Raw genomic sequence first — 20,785 nt, forward strand, 5'->3', positions numbered from 1 at the left:
GCATCATTTTGTATATTTGTGTGGCGCTGGGCGTGTCCCGCGGTCTTAGGGCTCTGCAAGTCAGCAAAGAATTGTTCCCCGTGCATAGCAGTGTTGGGTTGAAACCATTGTGGCAGTCAATTGGACTGTTTTTGGTTGTCGGGATAATCTTTGACGCCACGCTGGCGCATCAATTGGTGCCCAGAACGAACCAACTTGCGGCCCTTCGCGCCGATGAGATCAACGCAGATTTGATCGCCAATTCCTCCCGCCCGGGGCAATTTACGGACATCGCCCCAAATTTAACGCTGATGATTGAAGGGCGCGCAGAGGACGGCACAGGCCTTGGCTTCTTTTTGCACGACAGTCGCAACCCGGAAAAAAACCAGACAACATTTGCCGCTCAATCACAACTTTCAAGGGCGGATGACACGCTCTACATCAAGCTCAAAGATGGCGCAATTCAGTACTTCAATACAAAAACGCAAACCATGTCGACGCTCGAATTTGGCACCTATAGCGTTGCGGTTAGAGAACTTGCCGCATCAAACCTGTTTGCAGCTGTCGAGCCGACGAGCCTTGAGGTTCTTGGCTTGATGCAGGCGGGCCTATCCAATCAAAGACATGTCGCTTTGTTACACGACCGAGTGGCGTCTTCGATTTATTTGTTCAGTCTGGTGATACTTGCTTTCGTGGCGACCATGACGCCACGCCCCTTGCGCACAAAACGGCACATTAGTGGTGATGTGGTGATACTTGCCACCGGGGTTTTCATCAAAGTGTTGGGCGCAAGCGCCAAACAACTCGCTGGCGGTGATCCTAATTTTGTTTTGCTGATATATTTGATCCCGCTCTTGCCGCTCATCCCGGCGGCAATTATTGGCTGGAGACATGGGATTTTCTCGACCGTGCCTCGCGATTTGCAAGGGGCCGCGAATGTTTAGGTTGGGCAGGCATTTTGCCAATCACATGCTGCGGTCAATTGCGCTCGTCACCTTTTTGTTTTTCTGCTTGGTGGCGCTGATTGAATTGGTCGAAGTTGGTAACCGACCCGATCTTGGTCTGTTTGAGCGTCCGCTGATTACATTGGCGTCAGTCGGCTTGTCCGCCATAAGCTGGGCGACCGATTTGCTGCCGATTTCTATATTGGTTGGCTCAGTATTGGGGTTGATCGACTTACAAAACAACCGGGAGTTGATTGTTGCAAAATCAAGCGGTGTCTCAATATGGGGCATTTTCGCCGTGCCTGCGCTCATCACAATCTTGATTGGATTTTTTGTCAGCTACGTGGGGGAAACCGCCATATTGAAAGGAAAAATGGCGGTTGAGGAACAGCTGGGCGTTGTTGAATCAACAAAGCTCAATAGCCAAGGAAACGGCAAATGGATCGCGCAAAAGACGCGCAATGGCACGTTCTTCTTAAGGACGAAAAATCTATCCGATGACGGCCTGAGAATGCGCGACGTTTCTATCTATCAATTCAACGCCAGCCAAGAGTTTGGACGGCAAATCGTTGCACAAGAAGCGACGTTCGCCGACAAATCCTGGTTGCTGCAAAATGGCATAATTGTAACGTCTGATGGCGAAAGGCGTAAATTCAACTCTTTTGAATTGGAAACGACCTCCACAAGAGAATCAGTCAATTTGCAACTCGGATCTGTGCATCAAATGGATATTTTTACGTTGCGCGATTTTATTCAGAATGTTGAATTTGACAATCAAAACGTATCTGCGGCAATGATGAAATTGCGCCGGGGTGAGGCACTGCCCGCGCTGCTTGTTGGTTCTTTGTTAATTGCGTTTGCATTTACCGTTGGTTATCGGCGGCACGGCACTTCCGGGTCACAAGTTCTATATGGTATTGTACTGGGGTTTGTGCTTTATGTTGTCACGAAATTGCTTGAACGAGCAGGAAGCTCGGGGGTGATGGATGCAACGTTGGCCGCATGGGGACCTGCAATAGTCGCAATTGTTATCGGGACAAGCGTGCTGTTGTGGAAGGAAGATGGATGAGTGTAGCGCGTAACCACGCGGGTTGGAGTAGTTGGCGACATGTTTTACTGAACACCACAGCGGTGTTGGGTCTTGTTGTTGCGTCTACTCAAATGGCACGCGCGGAACTGCTCCTCCCTACTGACTTTTTTGCTAATCAACAGTTCTCCAACACAAGCCAAATGCTGGTTTCGGCTGATCATTTAACCGTCAATAATGTCACGTCCCTAGTGATCGCCCAAGGCAATGTTCGTTTGTCGTCCGATGGTTTTTTGGTGGTGGCGGATCGTGTTGAATATGACCAGAAGACCGGCAAGGTCATTTTGATTGGTTCGGTTGCCGTGCGCGACCCGGATGGCCAACAATATACTGCGGACAATGCTGAATTGTTCGGCGGATTTCGCCAGGGTTTTTTGAAATCTTTGATTTTTGAAACGGCTGACGGCATGCGCCTAAGCGCCGTTGATGCGGAAATTCGACCCGGCAACACATTGCTGCTTGATGACGCCTCGCTGACGCCTTGCGGCAATTGTGTGGATGAAAAAGGTCGCCAAATTGGTTGGCGGATTAATTCGGCAACCATATTGCGCGATACCGAAAAGAAAACCATTTATTTCACCGATGCATGGTTGAAAATCGCAGGGATTCCGATTGCCTATTTGCCTTGGCTCGCTTTGCCCGATCCATCATTGACGGATGTTGAGGAATTGCTGCGCACAGGTGTTTCCTATAGTTCAGAAAAAGGCCTTGCCGTCACGCACCCGAGTTTTGTTTGGCGCGCACCCGAATATGGTCTTACGGTTACCCCAACACTTTACTCGCGCCAGGGTGTGCTTGGGGAACTCAATTGGAACAAGCAAATTGGGTTCGGTAAATACGCTGTCGACGCTTGGGGCATTTATCAGCTTGATCCATCGGCGTTTGCTGGCGGACTGGGTGAGACGAACGCGCGCGCAGGCATTCAAGGCAGCGCAGATTACGCCTTCGAAAATGGCTGGAAAGCCGGCGCGCAAGCATCAACCTTTTCTGATCGGTCTTTCCCGGTCGATTACAGCATTGCACGTCGGGAAGGTAGTTTTGCCACTCAACGTGTTTTTGCCACGCAGCTGACGGACGACACTTATATCGACGCGCGGGCTGAATATTATGTTGGGCTGGGCAATAGCGGCGCAACCAATGAATCCAAGCAGGGCCAGGTCCTGCCATCGATCACCGGCCGATATGTGGCTGAAGCGCCAAATGGTGCTGGCGAATTCATTTTTGATGGCCAACTCACACGCATTACGCGCAACGCTGATGCCTCATCAAGCGTGGGTGGCACCGAGTATGTAGATGGATTTGCTGGCGAAAAAACCCATGGGATGGTGCAAGCCGCGTGGCGCGACCAGTGGATCATGCCGGGAGGTGTTTTGGTTTCACCATATCTGGGCGTTCGGGGCGATTTAGCACAATATGACGGGGCAAGCGGGCTTGCCAGTGCACCGCCCGCAAGTGTGTCGCATTCTTTCACGCCGATCGCTGCTTTAGATGTTAGTTGGCCATTGATGGCAAAGAGCGACGGTGTAACCCACTTTGTTACCCCTCAACTGCAAGTGGTTTCGCGTGGTGGCGGCTCGACGCCTGGCATAACCAACGACAATGCACAAAGTTTCGTGTTTGATGACACAAACCTATTCAGCTTCAACCGATTTTCGGGGACGGACCGGCAGGAGACAGGCACACGCGCCAGCTTTGGGGTGACATACCGCGCCGACTTGGAAGATGGGCGTTGGTTTGATTTGGCCATCGGCCAGTCAATCCAGATCGGTGGCACCAACGGCGCAGCCCTTGCAAACCCAAACCAAACAGGCATTGGCTCCGGGGTCAATGATGGTTTGTCGCATATTGTGGTGGCGGCCAAAGGCGCACCATTTGACGGCGTTGAGGTGGGCACCAAGGCGCTGATCAATCCAACTGATGCCTCGATCGACCGCGCGATGATTGCAGCAAAATATTCGGGAGAATTGTTTTCTGGCGGCATCGACTATGCTTACCAATCCGCAGATATGGCCCCAGGCGTGAGCGCCGACCGGCATGAAATTGGTGGCAATATAAGTGTGCCGGTTGACGATTATTGGAGTGTTGGTGCTGACGTGAGATATGACATTATTGGCGCCAAGGTGAACAATTATGGTGTCTCACTCGCCTACGATGATAATTACACCCAGGGCAGCGTCTATTACCGTTCTAACGGCGGCGGGCTCGAAGGCGACCGGGTTGGCGTCAAAATAAAACTCAAAATGTTGGCCGATTTGGGCTATGATCACACTTTGTGATTGGGATGTTCCAAAAAAGGCCGCATTCGTTGCGCACTCATGCTAACACAGCATTCAAGCCAAAAATTCAAGTTATGGGAAATTTTCAATGCGCATCATAGGTTTAATCCTAATTGCACTGCTTAGTTTAACGTCAGTAACAAGCACCGCCCAGGCCGCTAAAGTCACTGTCGTCGTCAACGGTCAAACCATCACCGATTATGATATCAATCAACGCGCCCTTTTTATGCGATTGGAGCGTCGAGGCAAATCGAACAGTGACCGCCGCAAATTGGCCGAAGAAGAGTTAATCGACGAAGCCCTGAAGACAGCTGAGGCGCGGCGACTGGGATTTGAGGCTAATGAAAAGGCTGTCGACCAAGCCTATACCCGAATTGCAATCAACGCCAAACTCAGCGTGGCGAAACTCAACACAATTTTGACCGCCGCGGGTGTGCAAAGCAAAACCTTAAAGGACCGGCTGCGGGCGCAATATGCCTGGCAAGCGGTCGTATCCAACGTGTTGCGACAAAAGGTGAAAATTTCTGATCTTGATCTGGACTTGGCTGCAAAAGAAAAATTAGGCGAAACAACGACTTACGACTATATGTTGACGGAGGTGTTGTTTTTAGATTCCGCAGGCGGGTCTGTAAAATCACGCACGGCGCAGGCCAATCAGTATCGAAAAAACTTCAATGGCTGCGACAGCGCTGTGGAACTATCCCTGTCTTATCGTGATGCGGCAGTCCGCAAGCTTGGCCGCCGCCATTCGACCCAATTGGCAGAGCCGGTTGCTGCCGAACTGGCCAAACTGTCTGTTGGTAGCATTTCAAAACCACGCACTGTGGCGAACGGTGTGCAAATGCTCGCCATCTGCCAAAAGAGCGCGGCAGAGGACCTGACATTTGTGAAAAACAAATTGCGCAATGATGTTGGTACAGAAAAATTGGAAACCGAAGCGGACGCTTATCTTGAAAAGCTGCGCAAAGAAGCGTCGATTGAAAGACGCTAATCGCCAATGTCACGCGCACTGCCGCCGCTAGCCCTGACACTTGGAGAGCCAGCTGGTATTGGCCCAGACCTTATTTTGCAGTTATACGCGAACAGAGCGACGACGCGCCTACCGGTTTTTGCTCTTTATGGCGACGCCACTTTTCTACGTGCACGTGCTGAACGCTTGGGTTTGGACGTTGCTGTTGAACAGGTGAATTCAGCTGCCGATGCACAAAGCGTGTTCTCAGATGCTATGCCAGTTATCGAAGTTGGCGCATCGGCTGCTGATACGCCCGGGTTTCTTGATAAAGGCAATGCTTTAGTGGTGACGGCTTCAATTGAGCACGCCGTTGCAGCGGTGCGCGACGGGCATGCACGGGCTGTTGTGACCTTGCCAATTCACAAAGCAAACCTTTATGATTCTGGATTCAAATATCCCGGTCACACAGAGTTTTTGGCGGCGCTTTGCCGTGCAGATGGTGTGTCCCCACGCCCCGTTATGATGCTGGCGCATAAAGACAAACGCGCCATTCCCGTGACGATCCACATACCGTTAAAAGATGTATTTTCGCGCCTGACCACCGGTCGAATCGTCGAAACAGTGCGGATTGCCCATCATGATCTGATCCATAAATTCGGCATCGCTTCGCCGCGTATTGGTGTGACGGGGCTCAATCCACATGCGGGCGAAGATGGTTCTATGGGTGATGAGGAGATAAATATCATTTCTCCGGCTATCAACGAGTTGGCTGAGCGTTATGCGATCCGTGTCGATGGTCCGTTGCCAGCAGATACCGCTTTTGCGCCGCACATATGGGCGGGCTATGACGTTGTTGTTGCGATGTATCACGATCAAGCCCTTATTCCGGTCAAAGCCATAGGTTTTGATGCTGGGGTCAACATTACCCTTGGATTGCCGATTGTGCGCACGTCGCCTGACCACGGCACGGCGCTCAGCCTTGCCGGGACTGGTCAGGCATCACCTACCAGCCTTTACGAGGCGATCAATTTGGCCGACAAGATGACGGCACGGGACGTAAAATGAGCCAAATCGACGATCTGCCGCCTTTGCGTGATGTCATCAACCAACATGATTTGCGCGCCAAGAAGGAACTGGGACAGAACTTCCTGCTTGATCTCAATCTGACCGCCCGCATTGCACGGATCGCGGCCCCTTTGGATCAATCTACAATCATCGAGGTTGGCCCCGGACCCGGTGGGTTAACGCGCGGCCTGCTTGCGGAGGATGCAAAAAAAGTGATCGCGATTGAGCGGGACGAACGTGCCCTACCCGCTTTGCAGGAAATTGCCGACGCCTATCCGGGACGCCTTGAAATCATCAGCGGCGACGCGATGGAAATTGATTATCGAAAACTGGCTGACGGTCCCACCAAACTTGTCGCCAATCTGCCTTACAATATTGCCACCCCCCTATTAACCGGCTGGCTGCATAGCCAATTCCAAGAACCACTTTTTGAAAGCCTCACGTTGATGTTTCAAAAAGAAGTCGCCGCCCGGATTTGCGCGCAACCCGGATCGAAGGCCTATGGCAGATTGTCCATTCTTTGCGGCTGGATGACCGACGCCCATATTGCACTTAATGTGGGACCAGCCGCGTTCACTCCGCCGCCAAAAGTCAGTTCTGCCATCGCGCATTTGATTCCTAAAAAACTGGAAGCTGCGCCAAACATCAAAAGCTTGGAAGCCGTCACGCGAGCTGCGTTTGGCCAAAGACGCAAAATGTTGCGCCAAAGCCTAAAAGGCTTAAATGTGGATTTGGCTACGCTTTATGCAGCCGCAGATATTAAGGGAAGCGAGCGCGCGGAGGAACTTAGTGTCGACCAGTTTGTTGCTATGGCAAACGCCTATGAAGCGATGACCTCAGCCACATAATAATGAACGCCTAATCTATGTGCGCGCCAGATCTATGCGTGGCGAAATTTGCTGAAAGTGTGCCTATTTTTTGGGGGGTGAATTAGAGAAAACTTTCCCCTAAAACGCAAAACACCCGCTCGAACCACGAGCGGGCGGGCATAGCAAAATTTATGCCTGAACCTAGTATTGTGAGCGCTTACATCAAGCCCCTTATGGCCAGCTCTGGGTGAAGCAGAAAATTGTCTCCTCCCATAACCACCCGCCTAACGTGTAGCAACTTTAGTGTAACAGAGTGATCCTTTTTTGTACACACGCAAAAACCTGATTTTACGCGCCTATTCAATTCTTAGTAGACAACATTTTCTTACTGCAAAATTGATTCTAACTCATCTTGTAAGCTATTGATAAATTTCGGTAAATCGGTTTGACGACTTCTTGAAATGCGTGCAGCGCCGATGATTTCGGTGACCAAAGCGCAGCTATTATCCAGATCATTGTTAACAATGACATAGTCATATTTGTCCCATTCGAGCAATTCTTGTCGGGCCGTTTTTAGCCGTCTATTAATCACATCTTTATTGTCGTCGGCCCTTCTTTCAAGCCGGTGTTTAAGCTCTTTAATCGTTGGCGGCAGCACGAAAATACCGACAATATCGGGACGACATGTGTCGTATAATTGCAGTGCTCCTTGGTAATCGATATCAAAAAGAACGTCTTTTCCTGCCGCAAGCAGTTCATCGATATGCGCTTTAGGTGTGGCATAAAAATTGCCATGCACCTCGGCCCACTCTAGCAACTTGCCGGCTTCGCGCATTTGGGTGAATTCATCGACTGTCTTAAAGTGATAGTCGACCCCATCCACTTCATTGGCCCGTTTGGGCCGCGTGGTGACGGAGACAGAGAGTTGGATATTCTCATCCTGGCGCAAAATCGCGCGCGATATAGAGGTTTTGCCTGCCCCTGAAGGCGAAGAAAGGATAAGCATGATGCCGCGGCGTTGAAACATGGGCCAAATCCAACCAGTCAATTGAAACGAATAGTGGGTGCGCGGACAAGATAGCGCCTTTGCAGAACATGCCGATAGTTTTGGAAATTTCAACCCCTATTGGCGAATACCCACCAAAGTTCTGTGCATTGAGGACCAGATTTATTCGATATTCTGGATCTGCTCGCGCAGCTGATCAATAGCGGCCTTGAGGTCCAAACCAATTGCGGTGAGGTCAACATTGTTGCTTTTTGAACAAAGCGTGTTGGCTTCGCGGTTGAATTCTTGCGACAGAAAATCGAGTTTGCGCCCCACTGGTCCGCCCTGCTTAATCAGATTGCGTGCAGCTTTGACATGGGCATTAAGGCGATCCAATTCCTCACGGATGTCTGCCTTGGTGGCCAAAACAAGTGCCTCTTGATGCAACCGTTCTTGCGACAGGCTTGCATCGGAGTTTGCCAGCAGTTCGACCTGACTTTTTAATCGCGCCAATATGGCGTCACGGCTACGGGACGGGTTCTCTTCGGCCGCAGCGGTAAGCTGTTCAATTTCGCTTAGGCGTTCCAAGATGACGTCAAGCAGCTGTGCGCCTTCCAAACGGCGACCTTCCACAAGATCATCAAGCGCGACATCTACCTCGCTCAGAATGGTCTCTTTAAGCGCAACTTTTGCCGCCTCACTCAACTCGGCCTCTTTGACTTCCAACACGCCTTTGAGCGCCAATATGCCGTCTAGCCGAGGTCGATCTGCCTCAATGCGCCCAGCCAATGTGTCAATGGCGTCCAGCGCAGTGCCAAGTGCCTGCTCGTTAACGGTGACTTCGGTCTGCGCGTTCTCATTTGTCACGTTCAACGAAAAATTGACCGCGCCGCGATTAAGACGATCTGAAATCCGCTTCCTAATCAAATGTTCAAGATCATCCAACCCTTGTGCGACGCGCAATCGCATGTCTAACCCGCGTGAATTGACCGTTTTGATTTCAATTGCAAAACGACACCCTTGGGCAACGCCTGAACTGCGCGCAAATGCTGTCATGCTTGCCAGTGGTTTGATCATTTGTCGCATTCCTTTGCCTCACTACTTGGGGGCCGCAGCCCCCCAAAATGTAGCTACGGACTAGTTGTCAGTTTTTGCTGCATCACCATCACCATCAGCATTTGCAGCGCTGGCTGCTTCTTCGGCCGCTTGTTTTGCTGCAAGTTCGGCTGCGGCCTGTTGCTCTTTTTCGAACTTGCGCCACGCGGCAACATTTTTTTGATGTTGCTTGTAAGTTGCGGCAAAAGCATGACCGCCGGTGCCATCGGCAACGAAATAGAGCGCATCAGTTTGTGCAGGATTGGCGACTGCTTTTAAAGAATCGATACCTGGATTGGAGATTGGCCCGATTGGTAATCCATCAATCTGATAGGTGTTATAGTCTGTTTTTGTGTCAATCTCTGAACGTTTCAAACCACGCCCGAGTGAGCCTTGGCCGTTGTTGATGCCATAAATGATGGTTGGGTCAGATTGCAGGCGCATGCCTTTGTTCAGTCGATTGATGAAGACAGCGGCAACCTGTGGTCGTTCGCTGGATATTCCTGTTTCTTTCTCGACAATTGACGCGAGAATGACCATTTCTTCGATCGATTTTATGGGCAGGTCTGGTTGACGAGATTCCCAAATCTTAGCAACAGCTTCATCATGGGCCTTCAGCATTTCTTCGATAATTTTGACACGAGAACTGCCGCTCTCAAACGAATAAGTGTCTGGCAGCAACGTGCCTTCAGCGGGAAGGTCAGCAATTTCACCTGTCAAATCTGCATTGGAATTTAGGCGTTCAACCGCCTGCCAGGAGGTGAACCCCTCAGGGATTGTAACGCTATATTGGATTGGACGTCCTTCAACCAGCGTGTCGAGAATTTTGCGCATACTGGCATTTGCTGGCAGCAAGTATTCGCCGCGCTTCAACCCGCCATTTAACTCAGTTGTTATTGCGCCAAACCGGAAGACATAGCGGTTGTTGATAATCTTTTCGTCTTCAAGCTTGCCCGCGATGGCATTTAGCCCCGCACCTTCAGGTACAATGAAAACGGTATCCTGGGCAATTTGCCCTGGCTCGTGGAACTTGGTAAGGCCAAAATAGACAAGTCCAATCGTGACCACCATGCCAATGACAATTAGCGTCAGCAGGGCATTAAGCGTTTGGATGAAACCGTTCTTCTTTTTCTTTATTTTTACGCGCTTGGCCACAGTTTTATGTACTCACGAATTTGATGAAAATCTAGTGCGCATTTTGGTGCGATGAATGCGGCAAAACAAGGGGAAGTCGTGAATTTTACGGACTATGCAGACCTTTTAATCTGCTGTCCGGAAAATCAAGGACGCGTTTGTGCCACCAAACCCAAATGAATTCGACAAGGCAACGTTGATTTCTTTCTTAACCGGCAACTTAGCGGCCAAGTTAATCTGCGTTACAACGGATGGGTTGTCCAAATTGATGGTCGGCGGTGCCATATTATCCCGCATTGCCAGCAGACTAAAAATAGCTTCAACAGCGCCCGCAGCGCCCAACAAATGCCCGATGGCAGACTTGGTCGAAGACATAACGACATTTGACGCGGCATCACCCAATAGTCGCGTCACCGCACCAAGTTCAATTTCGTCACCCAACGGGGTCGATGTGCCGTGTGCGTTAATGTAGTCAATTTCCGATGCGGAAATGCCGGCTCGTTTTAGCGCGGCTGCCATTGAACGGTAACCGCCATTGCCATCCAAGGCGGGTGCGGTGATGTGGTGAGCATCGCCAGATAATCCATACCCAACGACTTCGCCATAGATTTTTGCGCCGCGGGCCTTGGCATGTTCATATTCTTCCAAAACAACAATGCCCGCGCCCTCGCCCATCACAAAACCGTCACGGTCTTTGTCGTAGGGTCGCGATGCTCTTTCGGGTTGGTCGTTAAAACCAGTTGATAGCGCTCGGCAGGCGGCAAAGCCTGCAAGCGACAACCGATTAACTGGAGATTCTGTGCCACCGGCAACCATCACGTCTGCGTCGTCAAGCGCAATCATGCGCGCCGCGTCGCCAATGGCGTGTGCGCCGGTAGAACAAGCCGTTACCACAGAATGGTTGGGGCCTTTAAGGCCATGTTTGATGGAGACATAGCCGGACGCAAGATTGATCAATCTGCCGGGGATAAAAAATGGGCTGATTTTGCGCGGGCCGCGTTCTTTGAGGGTGATGGAAGCTTCATAGATGCCACCTACGCCACCAATGCCCGAGCCGATGAGAACACCGGCCCGTTCTTTTTGCTCTTCGGTCTTGGCTTCAAAACCACTGTCTTGAAGCGCCTGACCGGCTGCTGCCATTCCGTACACAATGAACGGATCGACTTTACGTTGCTCTTTAGGTTCCATCCAATCATCTGGATTGAATTTGCCTTCAGATTGGTCACCCATTGGAATTTGACAAGCAATCCGGCAAGCCAGATCATCTGCTTCAAAACCTGTAACCGGTGCTGCACCACTTTTTGAAGCAAGAATGTTGCTCCAAACTGTTTCAGCGCCAGAACCGAGTGGGCATACGATGCCCACGCCGGTAACGACAACCCTACGTAAAATCATACAGGCACTCGCAGCTTGTTATGTTAGTTTACAGCTTTCTCAAGGAAAGAAACCGCATCGCCGAATGTTTGGATATTTTCGGCTGCATCATCAGGGATCTCAACGCTGAATTCTTCTTCAAACGCCATAACTAGCTCTACCTGATCGAGCGAGTCCGCGCCAAGATCATCAATAAAGCTGGCTTTTTCTGTAACCTTGTCAGCTTCAACATTTAAATGCTCAACAACGATCTTGCGAACGCGATCTGATACATCGCTCATATTTTATTCCTCTTCGCCAATTTAATTCTACCTAACGACTTACTATTGAGCCGTCATGATTACAAGTTCCCCAATGTGGACAACCCACATTTTAGCCAACTATCGGTCTTTGGGGCCGTGTTGGTTGGGGGCATTATCATACTTTGAAGCGTTTGACCACATCGGTTCACCATGTTGTGCACATTGCTGCAACATGTGGCCAAAACACGTCTTTTAGATCATCGCCATTCCGCCATTCACATGAATGGTTTGCCCAGTAATATACGCCGCTTCTTCACTTGCCAAGAACACAGCGCTTGCTGCGACTTCGTCGGCTGTGCCCAATCGACCAGCAGGTATCTTGGTCAATATTGCGTCACGTTGTTTGTCGTTCAATTCATCCGTCATCGCAGATGTAATAAAACCCGGCGCGATGGTGTTGATGGTGATGCCACGGCTTGCCACCTCTTGCGCGATTGCTTTTGACATACCGATCAAACCCGCTTTGGATGCCGCATAATTGCCTTGGCCCGGATTGCCCGTAACGCCCACAACTGACGTAATGCCGATGATCCGGCCCGCGCGCTGTTTCATCATGGTTTTAACTGCGGCGCGCGACAATCGGAAAGCAGCGGTCAGATTAACCGCAATCACTTCATCCCATTCGCTGTCTTTCATGCGCATGAAAATATTGTCGCGGGTAATGCCCGCATTATTGACGAGGATGTCCAAGCCCCCCATTGCTGCAATGGCAGATGGGATCAACTGATCGACAGCTTCAAGGTCTGACAAGTTGCACGGCACGATATGCGTTTTGCCAGAAATCGTTGCCGCAACTTCTTCAAGCTTTTCAACGCGTGTGCCCGAAAGCGCAATCTCTGCGCCTGCTTGCGCCAGTTGTTGCGCAATTGCGCGACCAATGCCGCCGCTTGCGCCCGTAACCAATGCACGTTTACCGGATAGATCAAACATTCTTGTCGCACTTCCCATCAATTCAATTCTTTAGAATTACAATGAAGCCAGAAAGGCTTCAATGTCTGCCCCTGTATTCAAAGGCACTGCCTTTACATCACGATTGATGCGACGTGCAAGGCCTGAGAGCACTTTACCTGTGCCCAACTCTGCCAATTCCTCAATGCCGCCCTCGCCTGCGAGCCAAGCCACGCTTTCGCTCCAACGCACTTTGCCACACACTTGTTCCACCAAACGGCGTTTGATTTCTTGTGGATCGCTGATTGGCGATGCCAAGACGTTAGAAACCAGTGGCACAAGTGGTGCCACAAGATCTGCATTTGCCAAAGCGCTTTCCATAGCTTCAGCGGCAGGGCCCATCAGTGAACAATGAAATGGCGCGCTAACAGGCAACAATAATGCACGTTTTGCGCCTTTTGCCTTAGCGAGCTCAATTGCGCGTTCAACAGCTGATGCACCGCCCGAAACAACGACCTGTCCGGGCGCATTGTCGTTCGCCACGTCGCAAACGCCGCCTTGCGCGGCAGCCGCTGCAACTTCTTCGACTTCTGAAAGCTCCAACCCCAAAATAGCGGCCATGGCACCCTCGCCCACCGGCACCGCTTGTTGCATGGCGCGGCCACGTGTTTGCAAAAGGCGCGCTGTATCAGAGATTGAAAGCGAACCGGCCGCACAAAGCGCTGAATATTCGCCCAAAGAATGTCCCGCTACATAATCTGCGATATCTGCAATTGTGACGCCTTTGGCTTCCAAAACCCGCACAACAGCCATCGAAACGGCCATCAAGGCCGGTTGGGCATTCTCTGTGAGACGCAACGTCTCGTCCGGACCTTCAAACATGATTTTGGACAGTTTGGTTGCAAGCGCATCATCTACTTCTGCAAAAACCGCACGTGCCTCAGCAAATTCATTAGCGAGGTCTTGCCCCATGCCCACAGCCTGGCTGCCCTGTCCGGGAAAAGTAAGTGCTCTTTTTGTCATTCTTGCCGCCTCATATCAGGATAATGATTGGGAATTTGTGCCGCCTTATAGCTGAATATCGTAGGTTAGCCAGTCCGTTTTGCGTGCCACATGGTCGTATAGGCCGCGGGCGCGATAATTATTGTCCGCCGTCACCCAGCGCACAATCGAATAGTTGTTATCCACAGCCAGTTTGCGCAGGTGGGCGATCAGTGCTTCAGCCGCGCCGGACCCCCGGCTTTTAGGATCAACAAACAGATCATCGAGAAACAGGCCGGTGCTGGCAGCAAGTGGACGCGCAAATTCTCGACAATGCGCGATGCCAACAATTTCACCCCTCTCATCCGTTGCAACAAGGCCAAACAGGCTTTTGGCATCATCTTGCAGCCATGCCCAAACAATGTCCCGCATGTCGTCGGTTTGAGGAGAATTGTAAAAACGCGCATATGCTCCATAGAGCTCGCCCCATTTGGTGCGATCGCCCTTCTCAACATTGCGAACTTCAACTTGCGACATATTTGGCCTCTTTAAAATGCGAACGCGCAATTCATGAAAGAATGCGCGATCATACAGCAGGCATTTTATGTCAGCCAATCCGCTTGGCGCAAGTTTTGTGCGTTTTTATGCACGGATCAGTTCCAAACAGGCGGATTTTGGGGGGCATTTAGGGGTAAAGGCTTGCATTCCAAGTCAAGGCAATGTAGGTAGCGCCAGTTCGTTTGGCCGGGGGCTGAACGGAGGGTCGGTTTGTTTATTCAGACCGAATGATATCAGGAACGGTATCGGCCTCCCGTGTTCCCGCTCTTTGTGAAATTCTTTTGGAGCCTTTTGTTGGTTTCCAAATTGGCTTTGCGCCGGCGGGTGAACAGGTACGTAACAACAAACAAAGGCGATTTATATGCCACTATATGAGCATATCTACATGGCTCGTCAGGACGTTTCAACTGCACAAGTTGAAGAGCTGACGAAGACTATTAGCGAATTGATCACATCAAACGGCGGCACCATCGGCAAAACCGAATATTGGGGCCTCAAGTCTCTGACATATCGGATTCGCAAGAACCGCAAAGCGCATTACACATTGCTCAACATTGACGCGCCTGCTGCCGCAGTTGCTGAAATGGAGCGTCAAATGCGCATCAACGAAGATATTCTTCGTTTCATGACTGTTCGTGTTGACACACACGAAGATGGTCCTTCTGCAATGATGCAAAAACGTGACGACCGCGCTGATCGCGGTGAACGTCGCGGCCCACGTCGCTTCTAAGGAGATTTAAAAGATGGCTATTCGTGATCTAACTACTTCTCAAGCACGTCGTCCGTTCCAACGTCGTCGCAAAACTTGTCCATTCTCAGGTGCAAACGCCCAGAAAATTGACTATAAAGATGTTCGCCTTTTGGGACGTTATGTTTCAGAGCGCGGCAAAATTGTTCCAAGCCGTATCACCGCCGTTTCTGCGAAGAAGCAACGTGAACTGGCCCGCGCGATCAAACGTTCGCGTTTCCTTGGTCTTTTGCCTTACGTGGTGAGCTAAGCCCAGTTTGGGCGTTGGGGCGTTTTGTTCCCCTAACCGCTTTTGATAGCGGGACAGCAATGGAGAAATAAAATGAAAGTTATCCTTCTTGAACGCGTTGGTCGCCTTGGCACCATCGGCAATGAAGTAACTGTTAAAGACGGCTTTGCACGTAACTTCTTGTTGCCTCAAGGCAAAGCACTTCGCGCCAATAATGCGAACCGTGCTCGTTTTGAAGCAGAGCGTGGTCAAATTGAACAGCGCAACGCAGAACGTCGCGATTCAGCGATGGCTGTTGCTGAAGCTGTGAACGGCCGCAAAGTAACCATTATCCGTCAAGCTGGCGAAACTGGAGTTCTTTATGGATCAGTTTCATCACGCGATATTTCGGAAGCTTTGGCCGCTGACAATATCGAAGTCACAAAATCACAAGTTGATTTGGCTTTGCCAATCAAAAATGTTGGCTTGCACAATGTTGTTTTGACTTTGCATGCTGAAGTTGATTCCTCAATCATCGTCAACGTTGCCCGTTCAACTGACGAAGCTGTACGTCAAGCAACTGGTGAAGACATGACTGTTGTTTCTTACGATGAAGAAATCGTAGAAGTGGCGGCAGTTGAAGAAGATACCGAAGAAGCGGGTGAAGAAGCCGCTGCTGACGAATCAACTGAAGAAGAAACAACAGAGTAAGTCACTTTGTTGTTTGACTTTTGAAGGCCGGGTTCGCCCGGCCTTTTTTATTGGCACAGTTTTTCCCCACTAATCACAACGCAGCTGGCTCGAATCGAATACAATCGAAGTTGAGCATTTTGTTTTGCTTGTACGTATGCGGTTGATGGTCAACAGTGGGAGGTAATTGGAGGCGGAAATGGAAGCGGTGCAGCAATTACATCCTGAAGAGGCAGAATATCGTCTTGCGCCCCACAATGTGGAAGCCGAGCAAGCGCTTTTGGGCGCGATATTGGTCAATAACGAGGCGTTTGACCGCGTTTCGGATTTCTTGCTGCCAGAACATTTCTACGAGCAGGTTCATGCTGACGTCTATCAGGTTCTGTCCAAGATTATACGCACTGGCAAACGCGCGACCCCGATTACCGCCAAGACCTTTTTGCCTGATGAGTTTACGACCGACATGTCGATGTCCCAATATCTTGCGCGGTTGGCGGCAGAGGCCACAACCGTTCTCAACGCTTCTGACTACGCACAAACAATTTACGACTTAGCGATCCGCCGCAAACTGATTGAGGTTGGTGACAACCTTTCGAACGAAGCCTACACGGCTGATGTGGATACGCCGCCGAACATCCAGATTGAAGAAGCCGAAAAGGCCCTGTTTGAGCTGGCTGAAAAGGGGCGATATGACGGCGGTTTCATCAATTTTGACACCGCCTTGCGTGATGCGGTCAATTTGGCGGGTGAGGCTTTCAAACGCGATGGGGGACTTTCGGGCACAGCGACGGGCCTCAGCGACATGGACCGCGTGATGGGCGGTCTACAGAAATCAGATTTGATAATCTTGGCTGCACGTCCGGCGATGGGTAAAACATCGCTTGTGACCAACATCGCGTTTAATATCGCGAAGGCCTATGAGCCCGAGACTTTGCCTGATGGCACCATCAAGGCCAAAAATGGTGGTGTTGTTGGCTTTTTCTCACTCGAGATGTCGTCCGAACAACTTGCTACCCGTATTTTGGCAGAACAAGCTGGCATTTCGTCGTCCGATATTCGACGCGGTTCAATCCATGAAAGCCAGTTTTCGAAATTGGTTGAAGCCTCGCAACAAATGTCAAAAGCGCCGCTTTATATTGATGATACTGGTGGTTTGGCCATTTCCCAACTTGCCGCGCGCGCCCGTCGCCTAAAGCGTCAAAAAGGCCTCGATTTGATGATCGTTGACTATTTGCAGCTGCTGTCTGGTTCCTCAAAGAACGCGGGCAACCGTGTGCAAGAACTGACAGAAATTACCACGAGCTTGAAAGCCTTGGCGAAGGAATTGGAAGTGCCAATCATCGCCCTTTCCCAGCTTTCCCGGCAGGTTGAATCGCGGGACGACAAACGTCCATTGTTGTCGGACTTGAGGGAATCAGGTTCTATCGAACAAGATGCCGACGTGGTGTTGTTCATCTATCGTGAAGAATATTATTTGAAGAATAAGATGCCAAAAGAAAACACCCCGGAGTTTTTCACTTGGCAGGCGGAGATGGAACAAGTGGCTGGACGCGCTGAGGTGATCATTTCTAAACAACGTCACGGCCCCACAGGCACCGTGCAACTGCACTTTAACGCCAACCTTACACGGTTTGGCAATTTGGCACGGGAAGACTACTTGCCGGAACAGCTCGACTAATGGACCAACTTGGCGCAATCAGCTCTGGGCATTTACGGATCGACCTCGACGCGATAGGTCGCAACTGGTCGGCGCTTGATAAAATTTCACCTGGTACCCTGACCGGGGCGGTGGTGAAGGCAAATGCCTATGGGCTTGGCCTCGAGCCTGTGGCGAAAGCGCTATCGCGTGCTGGAGCGCAATTTTTCTTTGTCGCGAACCCAGAAGAGGGGTTGGTGTTGCGCCAGGCTTTGCCAAACGCGCATATCTTTATTCTTGGCGGCCTTTGGCCCGGCACATCCGATCTTTATGCTGCGCAACGGCTTATGCCGATTTTGCATTCCATGGCGATGCTAGACGAGTGGTTGAATTTTTGTGTGCAACGGGGTGAAGCCTATCCGGCGGCGCTCAATTTCGACACAGGGATGAATCGACTTGGTTTTCGTATGAGCGATATCAACTGGGTTCGCCAGCAGATGCAGCGTTCTGGCTATCAACCGCAAGTGATCATGAGCCACCTTTGTTGTGCTGACATTCAAAATCACGAAAAAAATCGTACGCAATTGGCGCTGTTCCAGTCGATCATGGCGCATTTTCCGGATACCCCGGCTTCGTTGGCAAACTCAGCCGGTTTGATGGCAAATAAGGCCAATCATTTCCAATTGGTTCGCCCTGGCATTGCGCTTTATGGCGGCCGCGCCATTGCGGGTCGAAATAACCCGTTGACGCCAGTTGTGAGTTTAGAGGTGCCAATTCTACAAGTACGCGATGGCAAAACAGGTGAATCTGTGGGTTATGGCGCACAATATACGTTGCAAAACGACAGCCGCATCGCCATCATTTCGCTTGGCTATGCAGATGGTTTTTTGCGCTCTGCCAGCAGTTCAAATTCTCACCAGGGTGCAAAACTGGCCATAAATGGTCACTTGGTACCTGTGTTGGGCAAGGTTTCGATGGATGTTGTGGCAGTCGATGTCACAGCCTTTGGACATAACGGCCCGGTGCCGGGGGAAATGGTTGAAGTGCTCGGTCCAAACGTGTTGGTTGACGATTTGGCGGATGCGGCAGGTACCATCGGCTACGAAATCCTGACGTCGCTCAAAGGTCGGTATCATCGCACCTATCTTGGTAGCGAGATCGAATAATCTATGGCCAAGAACCGCGCGCAATATGTTTGCCAATCTTGTGGCAACGTCACAGGACAATGGGCAGGACGTTGTGAAAGCTGCGCCGAATGGAACACCATTTTTGAAGAAAAGGCCAGTTCCGGTGTTGGTAGCGGGCCAAAGTCAGCGGTTGCTTCTGGTCGCCCGGTTGAGTTGGTTGCACTTTCTGGTTCCAGCGAAGACGCCAAACGGGTGTGCACCAACATTGCAGAGCTGGATCGCGTAACCGGCGGCGGATTTGTGGTTGGGTCGGCAATTCTTGTGGGTGGCGAACCGGGCATTGGCAAGTCTACGATTTTACTACAAGCCGCAGCGGCGCTGGCCAATCAAGGCCTTAATGTTGTGTACTTTTCAGGTGAAGAAGCCATTGCGCAAGTGCGAATGCGGGCATCGCGGCTGGGCGTCAAAGAGTCCCCTGTGCGGCTGGCCAGTGAAACCCATGTGGAAACGATTTTGGCCACTTTGGAATCTGCGGGCAAGCCGGACTTGGTGATCATCGATTCCATCCAGACCTTGTGGACCGAGCGCGTGGACAGTGCACCGGGTACCGTGACGCAAGTGCGTACCAGCGCTCAAGCCATGACCCGTTTTGCCAAAAAATCAGGCGCGGCGGTGGTTCTTGTGGGGCATGTGACCAAAGACGGGCAAATAGCCGGTCCACGTGTGGTTGAACATATGGTCGACGCGGTGTTGTATTTTGAAGGCGACGCGGGACATAATTTTAGAATTTTGCGCGCCGTGAAAAACCGTTATGGGGCGACTGACGAAATCGGCGTGTTTGAAATGGCATCCGAAGGTTTACGCGAAGTCGCCAATCCATCTGCCCTATTTCTGGATCAGCGCGACAAAGAAGCTTCCGGTTCTGCCGTTTTTGCCGGCATGGAGGGCACACGACCCGTTTTGGTGGAAATCCAAGCCTTGGTTTCCCCTTCCCCGCTCGGTACGCCGCGTCGCGCGGTTGTGGGGTGGGATTCGTCGCGCCTTTCGATGGTATTGGCTGTTTTGGAAACCCATTGCGGCGTGCGCATTGGCGCAAATGATATTTACCTCAACGTTGCTGGCGGCCTAAAAATATCTGAACCTGCGGCGGACTTGGCCGTAGCGGCGGCACTTGTGTCTTCACTGACCAATGCGCCATTGCCAGCAGATGCTGTTTATTTCGGCGAAGTCAGCCTTTCTGGCGGTGTCCGTCCTGTATCGCACAGCCAAACACGGTTGAAGGAAGCCAACAAGCTCGGCTTCAATTTGGCCGTGACCGCGTTTGGCAAAGATAAGGACAAAGATGGGGCAATTGAGACGCGCCGCTTTAAGCAATTGGCCGACTTGGTGGCGCAAATCGCCTCGCGCGCCAAGCGCCCCATAAACAAAGATAAAGAGTGAGTGCTTGGCATTGACGCCAATTGCGTTTAAATGAACTGCAAATTCGAACGCTGAGTTTTCGTGAGGGACTTTTCTTAAAATGATTACTGCTTTTGATATCGCCGTTGGCTTGATTGTACTTATTTCGGCCCTTTTGGCGACCATGCGGGGTTTAACCCGCGAAATTTTGTCGCTCGCAACTTGGGGCGGCTCCGCCCTTTTTGCGTGGTGGATGTTTGCAAATTACCCAGACCTTGCCCGCCAATATGTTAGTGAACCATTGGTTGCAGATATTGCCACGGTCATTGTGAGTTTTATTGTGGCGCTCATCGTGTTGCACCTTTTGACGATGTGGATTGCCGACCTTGTTGGCGACAGCAAAATCGGCCCGTTGGATCGATCCCTCGGCTTCATCTTCGGTGGGTTGCGCGGTATTTTGATTGCGGTTGTCTTTTTGATTTTCGGCCAATGGCTGTTTAAGTCTGTTGTTGATGATTGGGGCAAAGAAAGCAAAACTATGCCTATGCT

21 protein-coding genes are annotated in these 20,785 nt (G+C 51.0%); 13 read left to right on the forward strand and 8 right to left on the reverse strand.

The genetic code is table 11. The annotated features are described in order from the left end of the window. The 6 genes from ACJAZW_RS11575 to rsmA all read left to right on the forward strand — a co-directional run. Positions 1-923, forward strand: a 923-nt coding sequence (locus tag ACJAZW_RS11575) for an LptF/LptG family permease (RefSeq protein ID WP_415158231.1), incomplete at its 5' end; no start/stop codon positions are given. Continuing rightward, positions 916-1,992 (forward strand): LptF/LptG family permease, encoded by a 1,077-nt coding sequence (locus tag ACJAZW_RS11580; protein WP_415158233.1) that lies wholly within the window; start codon positions 916-918, stop codon positions 1,990-1,992. The genes ACJAZW_RS11575 and ACJAZW_RS11580, both read left to right, overlap by 8 nt. Next, positions 1,989-4,286: an LPS-assembly protein LptD gene (locus tag ACJAZW_RS11585; protein ID WP_415158235.1), complete on the forward strand. Its 2,298-nt coding sequence runs from the start codon at positions 1,989-1,991 to the stop codon at positions 4,284-4,286. Before ACJAZW_RS11580 ends, ACJAZW_RS11585 begins: the two co-directional genes overlap by 4 nt. Positions 4,287-4,374: 88 nt before the next feature. Beyond that, on the forward strand, positions 4,375-5,277 hold the full coding sequence (locus ACJAZW_RS11590; protein ID WP_415158237.1) for a SurA N-terminal domain-containing protein: 903 nt from the start codon (positions 4,375-4,377) through the stop codon (positions 5,275-5,277). A 6-nt stretch (positions 5,278-5,283) separates the two neighbouring features. After that, entirely contained in the window at positions 5,284-6,303 is a 1,020-nt protein-coding gene (gene pdxA / locus ACJAZW_RS11595) for a 4-hydroxythreonine-4-phosphate dehydrogenase PdxA (protein WP_415158239.1), read from the forward strand. Further along, on the forward strand, positions 6,300-7,151 hold the full coding sequence (gene rsmA, locus ACJAZW_RS11600; protein ID WP_415158241.1) for a 16S rRNA (adenine(1518)-N(6)/adenine(1519)-N(6))-dimethyltransferase RsmA: 852 nt from the start codon (positions 6,300-6,302) through the stop codon (positions 7,149-7,151). Before pdxA ends, rsmA begins: the two co-directional genes overlap by 4 nt. Positions 7,152-7,497: 346 nt before the next feature. Here the strand turns inward: rsmA and gmk are convergent, their stop codons facing one another. The 8 genes from gmk to ACJAZW_RS11640 form a co-directional block, all read right to left on the reverse strand. Beyond that, entirely contained in the window at positions 7,498-8,139 is a 642-nt protein-coding gene (gene gmk / locus ACJAZW_RS11605; RefSeq protein ID WP_415158243.1) for a guanylate kinase, read from the reverse strand. Between the two features lie 141 nt (positions 8,140-8,280). Continuing rightward, entirely contained in the window at positions 8,281-9,174 is an 894-nt protein-coding gene (locus ACJAZW_RS11610; RefSeq protein WP_415158245.1) for a YicC/YloC family endoribonuclease, read from the reverse strand. Positions 9,175-9,234: 60 nt separating this feature from the next. Further along, positions 9,235-10,347: an endolytic transglycosylase MltG gene (mltG, locus tag ACJAZW_RS11615; protein WP_415158247.1), complete on the reverse strand. Its 1,113-nt coding sequence runs from the start codon at positions 10,345-10,347 to the stop codon at positions 9,235-9,237. Between the two features lie 105 nt (positions 10,348-10,452). After that, complete coding sequence (fabF, locus tag ACJAZW_RS11620; protein WP_415158249.1) at positions 10,453-11,721, reverse strand: beta-ketoacyl-ACP synthase II; 1,269 nt, start codon at positions 11,719-11,721, stop codon at positions 10,453-10,455. Positions 11,722-11,744: 23 nt separating this feature from the next. Beyond that, complete coding sequence (locus ACJAZW_RS11625; RefSeq protein ID WP_269392120.1) at positions 11,745-11,981, reverse strand: acyl carrier protein; 237 nt, start codon at positions 11,979-11,981, stop codon at positions 11,745-11,747. A gap of 213 nt (positions 11,982-12,194) precedes the next feature. Next, entirely contained in the window at positions 12,195-12,932 is a 738-nt protein-coding gene (gene fabG / locus ACJAZW_RS11630; protein ID WP_415158252.1) for a 3-oxoacyl-[acyl-carrier-protein] reductase, read from the reverse strand. Positions 12,933-12,968: 36 nt separating this feature from the next. Continuing rightward, a complete protein-coding gene (gene fabD, locus ACJAZW_RS11635; protein WP_415158254.1) occupies positions 12,969-13,913 on the reverse strand; it encodes an ACP S-malonyltransferase in 945 nt (314 codons plus the stop codon). A 45-nt stretch (positions 13,914-13,958) separates the two neighbouring features. Continuing rightward, entirely contained in the window at positions 13,959-14,408 is a 450-nt protein-coding gene (locus tag ACJAZW_RS11640) for a GNAT family N-acetyltransferase (protein WP_415158256.1), read from the reverse strand. A gap of 382 nt (positions 14,409-14,790) precedes the next feature. On the opposite strand from ACJAZW_RS11640, the gene rpsF reads away from it, so the two are divergent. From rpsF to ACJAZW_RS11675, 7 genes are all read left to right on the forward strand, one after another. After that, complete coding sequence (gene rpsF, locus ACJAZW_RS11645; RefSeq protein WP_415158258.1) at positions 14,791-15,159, forward strand: 30S ribosomal protein S6; 369 nt, start codon at positions 14,791-14,793, stop codon at positions 15,157-15,159. 13 nt (positions 15,160-15,172) lie between these two features. Beyond that, a complete protein-coding gene (gene rpsR, locus ACJAZW_RS11650; RefSeq protein ID WP_415158260.1) occupies positions 15,173-15,427 on the forward strand; it encodes a 30S ribosomal protein S18 in 255 nt (84 codons plus the stop codon). Positions 15,428-15,499: 72 nt separating this feature from the next. Next, positions 15,500-16,096 (forward strand): 50S ribosomal protein L9, encoded by a 597-nt coding sequence (gene rplI / locus ACJAZW_RS11655; RefSeq protein WP_415158262.1) that lies wholly within the window; start codon positions 15,500-15,502, stop codon positions 16,094-16,096. Positions 16,097-16,274: 178 nt separating this feature from the next. Then, positions 16,275-17,753: a replicative DNA helicase gene (locus ACJAZW_RS11660; RefSeq protein WP_415158264.1), complete on the forward strand. Its 1,479-nt coding sequence runs from the start codon at positions 16,275-16,277 to the stop codon at positions 17,751-17,753. Continuing rightward, entirely contained in the window at positions 17,753-18,877 is a 1,125-nt protein-coding gene (gene alr / locus ACJAZW_RS11665) for an alanine racemase (RefSeq protein ID WP_415158266.1), read from the forward strand. The genes ACJAZW_RS11660 and alr overlap by 1 nt, the downstream gene beginning before the upstream one ends. Positions 18,878-18,880: 3 nt before the next feature. Next, positions 18,881-20,278, forward strand: coding sequence for a DNA repair protein RadA (gene radA / locus ACJAZW_RS11670; protein ID WP_415158268.1), 1,398 nt, complete (start codon positions 18,881-18,883; stop codon positions 20,276-20,278). Between the two features lie 79 nt (positions 20,279-20,357). Next, positions 20,358-20,785 (forward strand): CvpA family protein (locus ACJAZW_RS11675; protein ID WP_415158270.1); only part of this gene is annotated, 428 nt, incomplete at its 3' end.

Source organism: Maritalea sp. (genome assembly GCF_047634455.1).
GTDB lineage: Bacteria > Pseudomonadota > Alphaproteobacteria > Rhizobiales > Devosiaceae > Maritalea.